General features: G+C 46.4%; 11 protein-coding genes. 7 read left to right on the plus strand and 4 right to left on the minus strand.

Translation table 11 applies throughout. The annotated features are described in order from the left end of the window. Positions 1-62 precede the first annotated feature (62 nt). Positions 63-302: a hypothetical protein gene (locus OO774_RS17015; RefSeq protein ID WP_264907743.1), complete on the plus strand. Its 240-nt coding sequence runs from the start codon at positions 63-65 to the stop codon at positions 300-302. 179 nt (positions 303-481) lie between these two features. Here OO774_RS17015 and OO774_RS17020 read toward each other — a convergent pair whose 3' ends face one another. After that, positions 482-1,120 carry a response regulator transcription factor gene (locus OO774_RS17020; RefSeq protein ID WP_264907745.1) on the minus strand — a complete coding sequence of 213 codons (639 nt, stop codon included), beginning with the start codon at positions 1,118-1,120 and terminating at the stop codon, positions 482-484. 9 nt (positions 1,121-1,129) lie between these two features. Then, the gene (locus tag OO774_RS17025; RefSeq protein ID WP_264907747.1) at positions 1,130-3,463 is read right to left on the minus strand and encodes an ATP-binding protein; all 2,334 of its coding nucleotides are present in this window, start codon (positions 3,461-3,463) and stop codon (positions 1,130-1,132) included. A 411-nt stretch (positions 3,464-3,874) separates the two neighbouring features. On the opposite strand from OO774_RS17025, the gene OO774_RS17030 reads away from it, so the two are divergent. Next, positions 3,875-5,494 carry an acyl-CoA synthetase gene (locus OO774_RS17030; protein ID WP_264907748.1) on the plus strand — a complete coding sequence of 540 codons (1,620 nt, stop codon included), beginning with the start codon at positions 3,875-3,877 and terminating at the stop codon, positions 5,492-5,494. A gap of 114 nt (positions 5,495-5,608) precedes the next feature. Beyond that, entirely contained in the window at positions 5,609-6,979 is a 1,371-nt protein-coding gene (locus OO774_RS17035) for a xanthine/uracil/vitamin C permease (RefSeq protein ID WP_264907749.1), read from the plus strand. Positions 6,980-7,077: 98 nt separating this feature from the next. Here the strand turns inward: OO774_RS17035 and OO774_RS17040 are convergent, their stop codons facing one another. Next, positions 7,078-7,944, minus strand: coding sequence for a LysR family transcriptional regulator (locus OO774_RS17040; RefSeq protein WP_264907750.1), 867 nt, complete (start codon positions 7,942-7,944; stop codon positions 7,078-7,080). Between the two features lie 107 nt (positions 7,945-8,051). Here OO774_RS17040 and OO774_RS17045 point away from each other — a divergent pair, with 107 nt between their 5' ends. Further along, positions 8,052-9,308 (plus strand): adenylosuccinate synthase, encoded by a 1,257-nt coding sequence (locus OO774_RS17045; RefSeq protein ID WP_029825740.1) that lies wholly within the window; start codon positions 8,052-8,054, stop codon positions 9,306-9,308. A gap of 134 nt (positions 9,309-9,442) precedes the next feature. Here OO774_RS17045 and OO774_RS17050 read toward each other — a convergent pair whose 3' ends face one another. Beyond that, complete coding sequence (locus OO774_RS17050) at positions 9,443-10,276, minus strand: pyruvate, water dikinase regulatory protein (RefSeq protein WP_264907754.1); 834 nt, start codon at positions 10,274-10,276, stop codon at positions 9,443-9,445. A gap of 340 nt (positions 10,277-10,616) precedes the next feature. Between OO774_RS17050 and ppsA the strand changes: the two genes are divergently transcribed. The 3 genes from ppsA to OO774_RS17065 all read left to right on the plus strand — a co-directional run bounded on the left by ppsA (position 10,617) and on the right by OO774_RS17065 (position 14,888). Next, a complete protein-coding gene (ppsA, locus tag OO774_RS17055) occupies positions 10,617-12,986 on the plus strand; it encodes a phosphoenolpyruvate synthase (protein WP_264907757.1) in 2,370 nt (789 codons plus the stop codon). 192 nt (positions 12,987-13,178) lie between these two features. After that, complete coding sequence (locus tag OO774_RS17060; RefSeq protein ID WP_264907760.1) at positions 13,179-13,958, plus strand: YSC84-related protein; 780 nt, start codon at positions 13,179-13,181, stop codon at positions 13,956-13,958. Between the two features lie 123 nt (positions 13,959-14,081). Beyond that, on the plus strand, positions 14,082-14,888 hold the full coding sequence (locus tag OO774_RS17065) for a LuxR family transcriptional regulator (RefSeq protein ID WP_264907762.1): 807 nt from the start codon (positions 14,082-14,084) through the stop codon (positions 14,886-14,888). The last annotated feature ends 45 nt before the right edge of the window (positions 14,889-14,933 follow it).

The following is a 14,933-nucleotide window of genomic DNA, read 5'->3' on the forward strand; positions in this document are numbered from 1 at the left end:
AAATTATGCGACCATAATTTGTTGCACACAATGCATATGGTCGATTAATTTAGTTGGTACGCATGTCACGAAAACCACACCCTTTAGATAAGAAAATCATCAAATTGATGCAAGAAAACAGAGGTTTAATCAAAAAAGAGGCACAAGCACTGCTCAAGAAAGAAGTTTATAAACTCAACTCCGATGAAGTTAAAAAAGTGAAAACGTATGCCGAGCATTTTGGCTTAAATTCTCAAGAGCAGTTGTTAAACGAGATTCATGATCTTCGTCGTGAAACTTTGATTTCTCGGCTGTCTTCTTAATATCAAACCTATTTTGATACGACTGATGACGACTCAGCGATAGGTTGCTTACCCGAATGTTTGCCTACATGGTCATGCCTGGTACGTAACCCTTTAACCATAAAATTAGCATTAGCTAGATGTAGGCAAACTTGATCCCCAATTGAGAGGTTAAGCACTTAACCTCACTACATAGCTTGTCAGTTTTTATTTGCCCGTAAGTTAAGTGGATCAACAGCCCCAGCCACAATCGCCATACCGACTAATTCGGGTAAGTTATTGGCCTCAAGACGTTTCATAATTCGAGAACGATATAAATCGACCGTTTTGATGCTAATTGCCAACTGCTCAGCTATCTCTCGACTTGTATACCCTTGAATTAAAGGTAAAAAAACGTCTTGCTCGCGAGGGGTGAGCGAAGCCAGTTTTTCCTTTATCAATTGCTGAGCATTACTTCTGATCACACTCGGCTCGCTTTGAAGTGAATCCTGAACGCTGTCTAGTAATAACTGATCGTTGTAAGGTTTTTCGATGAAATCGACAGCACCCGACTTAAATGCACGTACGACAATGGGTACATCAGCGTGACCACTAACAAAAATGACTGGCAGTTTAATACCACGACGGCGCATTTCTTCCTGTACGTTTAGCCCGCCCATACCAGGCATACGGATATCAAGTAATACACACGCATTAGCGTCGGGATCACATGACGACAAGAAATCTTGTCCGGAAGAAAACGGCACCGCTTTTAGCCCTACCGACTCAAACAACCAAACCGTTGAATCGAGCATTCCCTGATCATCATCAACCACATATACAATCTGTTCACTCTGCATGTCATACTCCTAACAAGCGTTGCTGCGGGGACCACTGTTCTCCCCTGATCTATCTTTATTGCTGCGTAGTGGCAATGAGCAACAAAATGTTAATCCTCTATTCGTTGAGGGCTCAACATCGAGACTGCCACCAAAGCCTTCCACTATCGTTCGGCTCATTGATAGCCCAAGCCCTAGCCCATCCGGTTTACTGGTATAAAACGGGGTAAAAAGTTTGTCACTTTCATCAGGCTTTAACCCTGGCCCCTGATCCTTAACATGAATAAGCAACCATTGCGCATTAGTGCTCACATTAATATCGACCTGTGACTCTTGATTAGGATGCGCACTCCAGTTGGCATCAATGGCATTTCGCAGCAGATTAATCAGCACCTGCTCCAACAAAACAGCATCGCCATATACAAGCGGTCGTTTCTCATGTTCTGCATGGCAATAATTGATGGTGACTTTATATCGACTGGCTTCACTCGCACAAAGCCCCACTGCTTCCCACACCACCATATCGATATCTAGCGGTTGAATATTTCGCGGGCTCTTGCGCAAAAAATTTCGTAGACGGTTAATGACAGCTGATGCATGACTCGCCTGGCCACAAATCAATTGCAGCCCTTCTGCAACGCGCGCAGCGTTTTGAGGATTTTGAGGAAGGGTTTCTAAATAACGCTGGCTGGCATTAGCATAGTTAATCACGGCAGCCAGGGGCTGATTCAGCTCATGAGCAATGCCGGATGCCAATTCACCCATCGTAACCAGGCGAGCAGTATGTGCTAACTCATCCTGATGACGCCTTTGCTCTGCCTCACGTAACTCTCGCTCAGTCATGTCCCGTGCAACCAGCGAGGCGTAATACTGCCCTCCTGCGCCTTTATGAGCGAGTAATACTAACGATGCGACAAAACCTGTTTTATGCTTCAGCGGAGTTAATTTCACTTCGGTGGTCCACGCCCCCTTTCGGATAGCCTCCTCCCAACCTTCCTCTCGAAGCCTGCCAAAATCCAGAGGGCTCAGGAACTCAGCCAGATTCGGCAGTTCTACCTCTTCGCATATCCCCAACGCCTTGCGAGCAGAAGGGTTCATCTTGGTCAATTGCCAGTGTGAATCCGTAAACAGTACTAAATCGGTGTTGGCTCTGACGACTTCCGCCAGTCGTCTGTTTTCCTCTTCTGCCCTTACTCTTGCAGTGATATCCCTCGATATGCCGACAATTTCCACCACATCGCCAGTATACGTTTCCCGAATGCCACGAAACGCAGTTTCAAACCACAAGTAGTGTCCATCACGATGACGAATACGATAAGTCAAAGTCAGGTAGCCATCTCGCTCCAGGGGTTCAACCATTTGCAAAAGGAGCAAATCTTGGTCGCTAGGGTGGACCATTTCCCGAACTGGTATACCACGTAACTCTTCAGGCCAATATCCCAGTAGAGTCCAAGAGGCAGCCGAAGCATCCAAAAAACCACCATCGGGGCTATGACGAGAGATCAAATCCGTCGTGTTTTCCGTGATCAGGCGATAAAGCCTTGAGGCGGTTTCTGCCTCTCTTTTATTCAGGATTTCTTGCGTTGCATCTCGACAACGAACGATGACCGATCCCATTGAAGGCTCAGGGAAAAACTGCCATAGAAAGTAGCGTTCATCTAATTTAGATTCCACTTCTGCTATGACTCTTTCCTGCTTCAGACAAGAGGCAATTAATTGAACGTAGTTAACTGGCAACAGATCTTGTAGTGACAAATCATCTCGACAGGACAGGAGGTTCTGCATGGAAATATTGATGGCCTTAGGCCTGGCTTGCTTGTCAAAGCGTACCGTGGGTAACGGATCACTTTGCAATAAGCCCTCAGATGGTTGCGCCAAGAGATTTGCCAGCAGTGTTTTTAGTAGAGTCCCCATGGCAGCCAAAGATGCGACCTGACTGGGCTGCTCGGTTGAGATAACCAGTATCCCTTCCTCTTCAGCCGCTTCCCCTTCATCTGTTCCCCCCTTTGGCATCAGAGAAATCACCCCGCCATGAGCTAACCCCGCACGACGTAAACGTCCAGCCAGCCAAGAGTCTCCAAGGCGAATATCCTGCAAGGGAACACAAATCTGGTTTTGTAATTGTTGGCGTATTCCATCATCACTGGCATTAAGCGGATTACCTTGGCCAGACGGAAGTGCAGGGCCATCTTCATCATTGGTATAAACCTGCTCAGAGGGCTGCCAAGGGAGCCAAAACACCTTTTCAACGCCAGGCCAAGTCGAGACATAGCGACACAAGGCTGAGGACTGATCTGCGGCGGAGCCTTGATTCAATAAACTCAACCATAAATCGAGATAAAGTTGTGCACGTTCACTTTCCATGCCGTCTTCCAAAGATGTGGTTATCAAAACATTCTTCCCTTAAGTCTTAACGCCATTCGCCTAACGATTTTTATCTGAGTCATTCCAGCGAGCCCTAGCGAGACTAGGAATCTAATATCAGCGCACTAAGCAGTTATGAAATAACTTGGATCATAAAGTGCTCGAAAACGAGATCCTGAATCACGCTCCTTCGTCGCAGTTCAGGATGACGAGTAACTTAAGCCTGCCGTTATTTTCTACCTAGCATAAGGGGTTATAGGATAAATACTATAAGACTATAGGCTATTACTATATTCCATTTGGGTATGCTATAAACTACCACATGTTATTAAAACATTAAATTTAAACAACCAACTTGTTAACGAGAAGTAACCTAGTAACGGAATCACCAACAGCTAAAAAGGATCTTAAATGTCAATCTATGATAACGATCTTACTCATTGCGCAGTGAATCACATGGCCCTCACTCCACTGAGTTTTTTGGAGCGAACCGCAAACGTCTACCCTGACTATCCAGCAGTCATTCATGGTAGTATCCGCCGTAACTGGTCAGAAACCTATCAACGCTGCCGCCAACTTGCTTCGGCGTTATCCGGCCGTGGTATTGGTAAAGGTGATACCGTATCAGTGATGCTGCCAAATATTCCGGCAATGCTAGAAGCGCATTTCGGTGTCCCTATGATTGGGGCGGTTCTCAACACTCTGAACGTTAGACTTGATGCCGAAACCATCGCTTTCATGCTGAAACATAGCGAAGCCAAAGTACTTATCTGCGACCGCGAATTTCATGCTGTGATAACTGAAGCACTGGCTTTGATCGATAATCCTCCACTGATTATTGATGTCAACGATCCAGAATACGGCGGAGAAGAAGCGACCAGTGATCTCGATTATGAAGCCTTTCTGGCTGAAGGCGATCCTAACTATGAGTGGCAATGGCCAGAAGACGAATGGCAGGCGATTTCTCTCAACTACACATCAGGCACGACCGGTAACCCGAAAGGCGTGGTTTACCATCATCGTGGCGCTTACCTGAATTCACTCGGCAACCAAATGACCTGGTCAATGGGGCATCACCCTGTCTACCTCTGGACCCTGCCAATGTTCCACTGTAACGGCTGGTGTTACCCATGGACCATTACGGCTTTGGCTGGGGTACATGTGTTCCTTCGCCGAGTTGACCCACAAAAAGTCCTCACTCTGATCCGTGAGCATAAAGTTAGCCACTTATGCGGAGCACCAATTGTTCTAAACGCTCTGGTTAACATGCCCGAAGAAGCCAAAGCGGCAATTGACCATCCAGTTAACGCGATGGTTGCAGGCGCAGCGCCACCAGCAAAAGTGATTGGCGATGTAGAAAAAATGGGCATCAATATTACCCATGTTTATGGATTAACCGAAGTCTACGGGCCAGTCACTGTCTGCGCATGGCACGAAAGCTGGGATGAGCTCAGTCTTGAAGAGCGAGCAACGTTAAAATCGCGTCAGGGCGTCCGTTACCCAACGCTTGAAGGTGCGATGGTGGCCGATACTCAAACACTCAAACCAGTCGCCAAAGACGGTAAAACGATCGGTGAGGTTTTCATGCGAGGTAACACCGTAATGAAAGGCTACCTGAAAAATCCAAGCGCTACGGCAGAAGCCTTTGAGGGTGGTTGGTTCCACACCGGCGACTTAGGCGTATGCCACCCTAACGGCTATATAGAGATCAAAGACCGCCTTAAAGACATTATCATCTCAGGTGGAGAAAACATTTCTACCATCGAGCTGGAAGACGTTCTCTACAAACATCCCGATATTCTCGAGGTTTCCGTCGTCGCCAAGCCAGATGAACGCTGGGGCGAGTCGCCATGCGCATTTATCACTCTTAAGCAAAACAAATTCACGAGTGAAAATGAAATTCTCGATTACTGCCGTGAGCACTTGGCTGGCTTTAAAATTCCAAAGACCATTGTCTTTACCAACTTACCCAAAACGTCCACAGGGAAAGTGCAGAAGTACATTCTTCGCGACTGGGCAAAAGAAATCTAAGTAAATAATAAATCTAAATAAATAAGTAAGTAGATCGGGAGGCATTGCTTCCCCATCTTTTACTGCAACACAGCAAAGTAATACTCCCCCGATAACGTCAACAAGGAAGACGCCATGCAAGTTTATAAACGACAGCAGGGAACCGAACAACCATACTGGCCACTGGGGCCTTTTAAAATTCGACTGCCTTTCATTCACTACCGCTGGGAATTTGCGGAAATGCTACAAGCGCTAATTATGTTTGTAGTGAGCTTAGCGATGATCCCCCTTTTAGAGAAATATCTCGGACTACCTTATGACATCGCTCTGGCCTACGTAGTGGTATGCGGAATTGGCTTTATGATTCCAGCACTCTTCGGTGTACCTTTTGTGCCCGGTTGGATCACTCCGGGTATTCCGGTGGTTTTACTGTTTCTTGGCGACTTCAAGCCAGGACCAGAAGCGATACAAGCGCTGTTCGCTCTTCAACTACTGGTATTTATCATCTTCTTGGTCCTCGGCGTGACTCGTTTAGGCTCCGCGATGGTTAAACTGGTGCCGAACTCGCTCAAGGCAGGGATCATCATCGGTGCCGGGATCGCAGCCATAATGGGCGAGATCTCCAGTGGCGGACGCCTGGCTGCCACTCCAATCTCTCTGAGCATTGGTAGTTTGGTCTGCCTGTATTTGATGTTCTCAGTATCTTTCAAAGGATTGATTGATAGAGTGCCGCTGGCGAAAAAAATCGTTAATTACGGCATGGTACCGGGCATGCTCATTGCCATTTCAGTGGGCATTTTGGTCGGTGAATACCCAATGCCTGATATCCAATGGGGAATTACTCAACCTGACTTTGTCGGAATGTGGCAGTACTTACCATTCAATATCGGTTTCCCGGATTTAGATGTATTCCTTATGGCCATTCCAACCGCAGTCATTGCTTACATTATTGCCTTCGGCGACATCATTGTAGGTCAATCATTGATGCAGCGCGCAGATGAACTACGCACCGATGAAGTTATTGAAAACAATATTGACCGTGTTCATCTAGTTACAGCAGTTCGTAACGCCCTGCACGCTTTCTTCGCACCATACCCAGGGCTAGCTGGTCCACTGTGGACCGCAGTTGCTGCAACAATGGCAGAGCGTTACAAGCATGGACGCGAAGCAATGGACTCTATCTACAGCGGCGCGGGTACGTTTTGGATCACCGGTTTTATTGCTCTGTTCGCGCTTCCACTGGTTAGTTTCTTCCAACCTGTGCTGCCGATAGCGCTGTCGTTAACTCTGCTATTAACGGGTTACATCTGCCTGATGGTAGGACTAGAGCAGCTAAACAATAACACCGAGCGTGGTATTGCCGGAATGATGGGCGTGGTTCTTGCTGTCTATGGCGCAAGCTGGGGGCTAGTAACAGGGGTTGTCCTTTATGTTCTGATCGAACGTACTCACATACTGCGTTTTCAGGTCAACAAGAAAGACAGAGAAACCGCCAGCGATAGCTGATAGCTGAATTAACTCAATAAACGCAACAGGCTGTATTCACCTGTTGCGTTGCTAACATCACCTTCACAGTCATGTTTAACGTCCCCTTCCAACTCAGATCAACTTACCACTGACACATTCTCTCCAACCCAAGTCAGTAACTGTTTAGCCGCTTTGGATAAAACCTGATTCTGGCGAACGATGTAGCCAAAGTCTGTGTTAGGGAAGCTTGGTAACGGTATCACCTCTCTGGTTAACTTCAGCCTTGGGTCAATGGAAAAATCCGGAACAATCGCGGTGCCAAAACCGGCTTCCGCCCAGTCTATTTGCGCTTCCACACTGCCTACTTCCATCACCCTATGCTTTGGCAACTTCAGCTCTGGCAATGAAGCATCAATCAATTCTCGCGTACGAGTATCGTGCCCAAGCAGTATAAGCGTCTGGCTTTCCTTTTTGTTTTCCTGCCACTCAAAGATATTGTCGCCAAAAGCACACCAGTGAATTTGGGTAAGAGGGGTAAAGTGAAGCGGTTGACTCTCTTTCTGAGCGATAACAAACCCAATGTCTGCTCGGGCACGTTTCACTAAATCCACCGCTTGAGAAGAAGTAGTATTGAACAGAGCTAAGTCGATACCCGGGTACTCATCTTTAAACTTTTGAAACGGCTTGATGAGCAATAAGCGCGAGACAATGTCGCTGGCAGCAATCGAAAGCGTTCCCTGAGTAAGATCGTTAATCGCATTAAGATCCGACTGACAGATCTGCAGCTCGTTCAGCATGTGTTGCGCAGTATTCAACAAGCGCTTTCCAGCCTGAGTCAGTTGCACAGGATTTCGTTCAATTAATTTCGTCCGTGTGGCTTGCTCAAGCTGCTTAATGTGCAAGCTGACATTCGGCTGAGTCATATGCAGCTCGGTTGCCGTTTTGCCGAAATGCCTAACGTCAGCCAAAGTGACAAACGTCCTCAGCCAATTCAAATCCAACATAGCTCACCACCTGATATGAAATTCTTATCAAGTCGATGAGTATAATTAATTTCTCTTATTGATGCGAACAACATAAGATTTTTTGGTCTGTTATGGGAGAACAAATTATGTCGTCTATTGTTGTTGTGGGTGCAAACTGGGGTGATGAAGGCAAAGGCCGCATCGTTGACTTTTTGGCAGAGCAAGCTTCTGCGAGTATTCGTTTCCAAGGTGGTAATAACGCGGGTCACACTGTCGTTAACGACCTGGGCACGTTTAAGCTGCACCAACTTCCAAGTGGCGTATTCAACCCAGACTGTTTGGCAGTTTTAGGTCCGGGTATGGTTATCAGCCCTGCGTTGCTGTCTCAGGAGATTGCGGAAGTTGAAGAAGCGGGCGTTAAAGTGAATATGCGCATTTCTGATCGCGCAACACTGTGTCTACCTCTGCATGCACTTGAAGATACGCTAGAAGAACAGCGTTTAGGCGACAAAGCATATGGATCTACTCGTCAAGGTATTGCACCTGCGTACGGTGACCGTGTGATGAAAAAAGGCATTCTTGTTGGTTGGTTAAAGCAACCTGAAGTGCTAGTTGAACGTCTTCAATTTATGATGGATTGGAAACTACCTCAACTGCGTGCGCTTTATCCTACATTTGAGTTTGAACAGACGGCAGAAGAGTTAGCGAACTGGCTACTAGAAGTATCGGCACCATGGCGTGATGCTATCTGTAACGTAACGCTTCCTCTTAAAGAGCTGCAAGCAGAAGACAAGACACTGCTATTTGAAGCACAACTTGGTGCTGGCCGTGACCTTGTATACGGTGAATACCCATGGACGACGTCTTCAAATGTTGTGTCTATGTACGCAGGTATCGGCAGTGGTCTACCAGCCCTTCGTCCAGAACGTGTGATTGCAGTGGCGAAAGCATTCAGCTCATCAGTAGGTACAGGCACGCTGATCACTGCAATGGAAGAGCAAGATGCATTCCGCGAACTTGCAGGTGAGTTCGGCGCGACAACAGGCCGTCCACGCGACATGGGTTACTTCGACGCAGTCGCAACCAAAAACGGCGTTGAGCTACAAGCAGCGACTGAAATCGCGCTAACCAAAGTAGACTGTCTGACGGGTCTTAACGATCTTAAAATCTGTGTTGGCTACGAAGGCGATCACAGTGAAAACCCAATCTGGCCTCAAACAGCCGCACTGGCACCAATCTACGAGAAAATGGAAAGCTGGAGCGAAGACATCACTGGTTGTCGTCAGTTTGAAGAGCTACCAGTAGCGGCACAGAAATACGTATTGCGTATTGAAGAGCTAATGGGCGTACCAGTAAAAATGGTGTCTGTGGGTCCTGGTCGTGAACAAATGATTATGCGTTAAGGTGTGATGGGTACCAACCAACGTTGGTAGCCCACATCTTTTGGCAGCGGCTTTTATCTTTTCCGGGGTAAAGCCGCTTTTTTTTTATTTTTGAAATCTGACAGAAAACCGTTTCCGGTTAGAGCAGTTTCCCTTTAAAACAATCGGCGCTTCATCCCCGCCCTTTCTAGAATTCGAGTCGAAATTTCCTCAACAGAAAGTGACGACGTGTTGATATAAGGAATCGCTTCTCTTCGGAACAGCGCTTCAACCGTATTCAACTCCAATTTACATTGCTCTTCGCTGGCGTAATCACTGCCCGACAAACGATTTTCACGAATTTCATTCAATCGTTCAGGCGTAATGGTCAGTCCAAACAGCTTATGACGATGTATCTCAAACTCAGGCAACAAGCGCAGCATCTTTACGTCTTCCGCAATAAACGGGTAGTTCACCACGCGCAAACCAAACTGCATGGCCATATATAAGCTGGTTGGGGTTTTGCCACTGCGCGATACACCCAGAAGAATGATATCTGCCTGCTCCAAGCCCTTTAGCGTAATGCCATCATCATGGGCGAGCGTATATTCGATTGCAGCAATACGATCAAAGTAAGTATCGGAGTCTTTACCCACACTTCGGGAGCGCTGCAACTTTGGCGCGGGAGCCATCTGAATGTCGTTCTGGACTTTTTGCACAATGCTTTCAAGCACATCGTAGCTGAAAGCCGGAGCCGCAAGCAGCATTTCCCGCACTTCTGGCACAACTATTGAGAAAAACACCAGAGGCTTAACACCATTTCGGCGATAGGAAGCTTCAATTTCTTTGACAACATCCAATCCTTTGTCTGGAGTTTCCACAAAAGGAAAGGTTTTTTCATTAGGAATGAATGAAAATTGACCTAGAACAACATGGGCTAATGTCTCACATGTTATCGCCGTACCATCAGAAACATAGAATACATCACGACTTTGGGTATTTGTTTGCATTTTTGTTTAATATTTCAAAATCTTTTGAGTAGGATGGTCAACATAATATTAATAAATCAGTTTGGCTTTCAGTTAGGTTCCCCACAGCTTTGAAAATTCGTTGAGTTTTTTTTAGCGAGAACGTAATCGATTGCCTTTGATTTCAACCTGAACAAGTAAATGGTCGAAAATTGTTCAGAAAAAGTCGCTCTTAGTGAATTATAGATTGCAGTAGCTTATTACTCTGGTTACACAATTTATAACAACACCCTGTGTGATTTTAACTGACAATAACGAGTAAGCATTTGTTTAGATTGACTTAAGTCCCCCTACAAAAGCTGCAATGTTTCTGGAGAAAGACATGCAAAAGAACACCCTCTGGTTCAATGGCCTATCCATGAATGATGTCGACAAAGTCGGCGGTAAGAACGCTTCGCTTGGTGAAATGGTTTCTAACCTAGCTAACGTTGGCGTTTCTGTTCCAAATGGTTTTGCGACAACCTCATACGCGTTCAATAAATTCCTTGATCATGAAGGTTTGGACGATCGTATTCACCAACTACTCGATGAACTGGATGTTGAAGATGTGGAAGCTCTGCGTAAGACAGGCGCAACCATCCGTCAATGGGTTTTAGATGCCCCTTTCCCAGCAGATCTTGAACAAGATATCCGTGAGAACTATCAAGAACTGGTTGAAGGTAACCCTGAACTTTCAGTTGCAGTTCGCTCTTCTGCAACAGCGGAAGACTTACCTGATGCATCTTTTGCTGGTCAGCAAGAGACCTTCCTGAACGTCAAAGGTATTGACGCTGTAATGGAAGCGACCAAGCACGTTTACGCTTCTCTATTTAACGACCGCGCTATCTCTTACCGTGTACACCAGGGTTTTGACCACCGTGGTATCTCACTGTCAGCAGGTATCCAGCGCATGGTGCGTTCTGACAAAGCTTCTTCAGGCGTCATGTTTACTCTGGACACAGAATCAGGCTTCGACCAAGTGGTATTCATCACTTCGTCTTGGGGTCTGGGTGAAATGGTGGTTCAGGGTGCAGTTAACCCGGATGAGTTTTACGTTCACAAGCCAATGTTGGAAGCAGATGCTCACCCAATCGTGAAGAAAACATTCGGTTCTAAACAGATCAAAATGATCTACTCAAACAGCCAAGAGATCGGCAAACAAGTAGACATCATTGATACGTCAGATGAAGAGCGCAACACTTTCTCTCTAAACGACGAAGAAATTAAAGAGCTTGCAAAACAAGCGATGATCATCGAGAAGCACTACCAGCGTCCAATGGACATCGAGTGGGCTAAAGACGGCATCGACGGTAAGCTTTACATCGTTCAGGCTCGCCCAGAGACCGTATGTTCTCAAAGCGAAAAGAACGTTATCGAGCGTTACGAGCTAAACAACAAAGCAGACGTTTTAGTTGAAGGTCGTGCAATCGGTCAACGTATCGGTAAAGGTGCGGTACGTTTAGTCGATTCACTAGACCAAATGTCACTGGTTCAAGACGGCGACGTACTAGTCACTGACATGACTGACCCAGATTGGGAGCCCGTCATGAAGAAAGCGTCAGCTATCGTAACCAACCGTGGCGGCCGTACTTGTCACGCAGCGATCATCGCTCGTGAACTTGGTATCCCGGCTATCGTTGGTTGTGGTGATGCAACCAGCAAACTGACTGACGGTATCGAAGTGACAGTATCTTGTGCAGAAGGTGAAACAGGTTACGTTTACCAAGGCGATCTTGATTTTGAAGTGAAACGTTCTTCAGTAGACGAGCTACCTCTTCTACCGACTAAAGTAATGATGAACGTGGGTAACCCGGATCGTGCATTCGACTTCGCTCAGATTCCAAACGAAGGGGTTGGTCTTGCGCGTCTTGAATTCATCATCAACAAGATGATCGGTATTCACCCGAAAGCGCTACTGAACTTTGATGCTCAAAGCGATGAGCTAAAAGCAGAAATCACGCAGCGCATCCGTGGTTACAAAGATCCTATCGATTTCTACGTAAGCAAGCTGACAGAAGGCATCGCGACTATCGCTTCTGCATTCTGGCCAAAACGCGTTATCGTTCGTATGTCTGACTTTAAGTCGAACGAATACAGCAACCTGGTTGGTGGTAAATCTTATGAGCCGCATGAAGAAAACCCAATGCTGGGCTTCCGTGGTGCATCTCGTTACATTTCACCAGTGTTTGAAGACTGTTTCGAACTAGAAACTCAGGCAATCAAGCGCGTTCGTAACGAAATGGGCTTGAAGAACATCGAGATCATGATCCCGTTCGTTCGTACTCCAAGCGAAGCAGCGTCGGTTATCGACCTGTTGGCTAAGTTCGACCTACGCCGTGGTGACCAGGGTCTGAAAGTTATCATGATGTGTGAACTGCCTTCAAACGCAGTACTGGCAGATGAGTTCTTGAAGTACTTCGACGGCTTCTCTATCGGTTCAAACGACATGACTCAGCTAACACTTGGTCTGGACCGTGACTCTGGCGACGTGGCTCACCTATTTGATGAGCGTAACGCTGCGGTTAAAGTCATGCTGAAAATGGCTATCGACGCCGCAACAAAAGCAGGCAAATACGTCGGTATTTGTGGCCAAGGCCCTTCTGACCATGAAGATTTAGCGGAATGGTTGATGGAGCAAGGCATCAGCTCGGTATCACTTAACCCAGATACGGTTATCGATACTTGGTTGCAGCTAGGTAAAGTTAGCAAGTAATTCGCGTTAGAATTCTCTAACCTAAAGCCCTCAAACTTCGGTTTGGGGGCTTTTTGCATTCTGTAGCAAGACTTTATGTCAATATTGCGTGAGTTCGTGACACTTTTCTCAACCTAGCGTCATGCGTAATTTTCCCTGCGCGAATTTTCACCTAGAATGAAAAGAAATCCATTTCGCAAGAGATTGAAGTCGATGAAAAAACCGATCGTTATCTTAACAACGCTAATGTTACTTTCCTCTCCGGCCCATGCAGACTGGGATAAAATTTCCGAAAAAATGTCTGAGCTGGGTGATGCGGTTGCGGAAGGCGCGCAAGAGGCATGGGACAGTACTAAAACGTTTTCCAAACAAGCTTGGCAAGATTTCATGAACTGGTCAGAAGAAGCGATGAACACGGCTGGTGAATGGACGGATGCGAGCATTGAAAAAAGTAAAGAATGGATTGATATCGCGGATAAAAAGATTGATGAGCTGATGGATGGCGATACACCGGAAGAAGCCCGACAAGCGGTCGATTTGATGGCTGACAGCACCATGTTCAAACTCTTCAATGAAAAACCGGAAGCGAAGGCACTCTACGATCAAGCATATGGCTACGCGGTATTTGACTCTCGCAAATTGTCTCTAATGTTCCATACCAACTCAGGCTCTGGCGTTGCGGTAAATAAAGAGACAGAAAAACGCACTTACATGAACATGTTCGGAATGGGCTTGGCACTTGGCGCTGGCGGCAAGTTTTATCAACAAGTGGTTCTGTTTGAAAACCAAAAAGATTTCGACACTTTCGTTAGTGAAGGCTGGGAAGCGTCCAGTGAAGCAACGGCTCTTGCAGGCGATGAGGGTGAAGAACTCAGCACGCACTTTAGCAGTGGTGTTGCGGTATACCAGTTGAACTCAAAAGGCCTGTTAGTCGATGCCAATGTGTCTGGTTCTAAATACTGGGTCAACAAGGAGTTAACCAATTCTCAATAAGCGAGCGACGCGGGAACCAATAGAAACAAAGGGGAGAATCAACCAAGCAAAAGGTGACGCCCCCCTTTCTCGATGCATCGATTTTGGTTATGCTTGCATGAAATCACATCAACTCAACTTCACATGTCTGACAGTCACTTTAATACGCTCCTCGCAGAGGCCATCTCTGCCTTAAATACGCCCAATTTCACGCCGAAATTGATGCGGGTGATCAGCGCTTTATTCGATTTTGATTGCGCGGTGATACTGGGATATCGTGAAAACAAACACCCTATTTATCTTTATGATTCGATTCAAAATGAGCGTGACTTGCTCTTTCAACGCTATCTCACCAATTCGTTTCAAAATGATCCCTTTTTCCAGAAGCTAAACGACAGCAAACAACAAGGGATTTTTACGCTAAAAGACGTGGTGTGTAAGGGAGTGGATTACCAAGCCTATTGCGACCAATTTTATCGCCAGACTGGCTGGAAAGATGAACTCAGTATGCTGGTCCAAGTCGAAGCTCATTCCTGGGTAATGTTCTATTTCGGCTACCTGGAAGAAGGCAAACGCTTCTCAAAGCAGCAAATAAACCGATTACAAGCTTACTTTTCGATACTTCAATCGCTGTGCCAACAACACTGGAAACAAACTGAGTTTTCAATGTCTGAGCCCGTTTTTAATCCCGAGACATTTTCAGGCAATCTGCGAGAAGTTATAGAACACGCTTTGACAACATTTGGCACCGATACGTTAACCCGACGAGAGCAGGAAGTCGCCCAGCTGCTCGTACAAGGGTTTGATAGTAAAGAAATTGCGACTCGACTGGAACTGGTGCAAGGCACGGTCAAAAATCATCGCAAACGGATTTACTCGCAGTTGAAAGTCACTTCACTTGGCGAGCTATTTCAGCTGTTTTTAAATCATCTGATTACCCGCGTGAGATAACAAACTGTCCCCTTAGGGATATGTCGATCAACACTGTCGAGCTTT

The organism is Vibrio sp. STUT-A11, assembly GCF_026000435.1.
Taxonomy (GTDB): domain Bacteria; phylum Pseudomonadota; class Gammaproteobacteria; order Enterobacterales; family Vibrionaceae; genus Vibrio.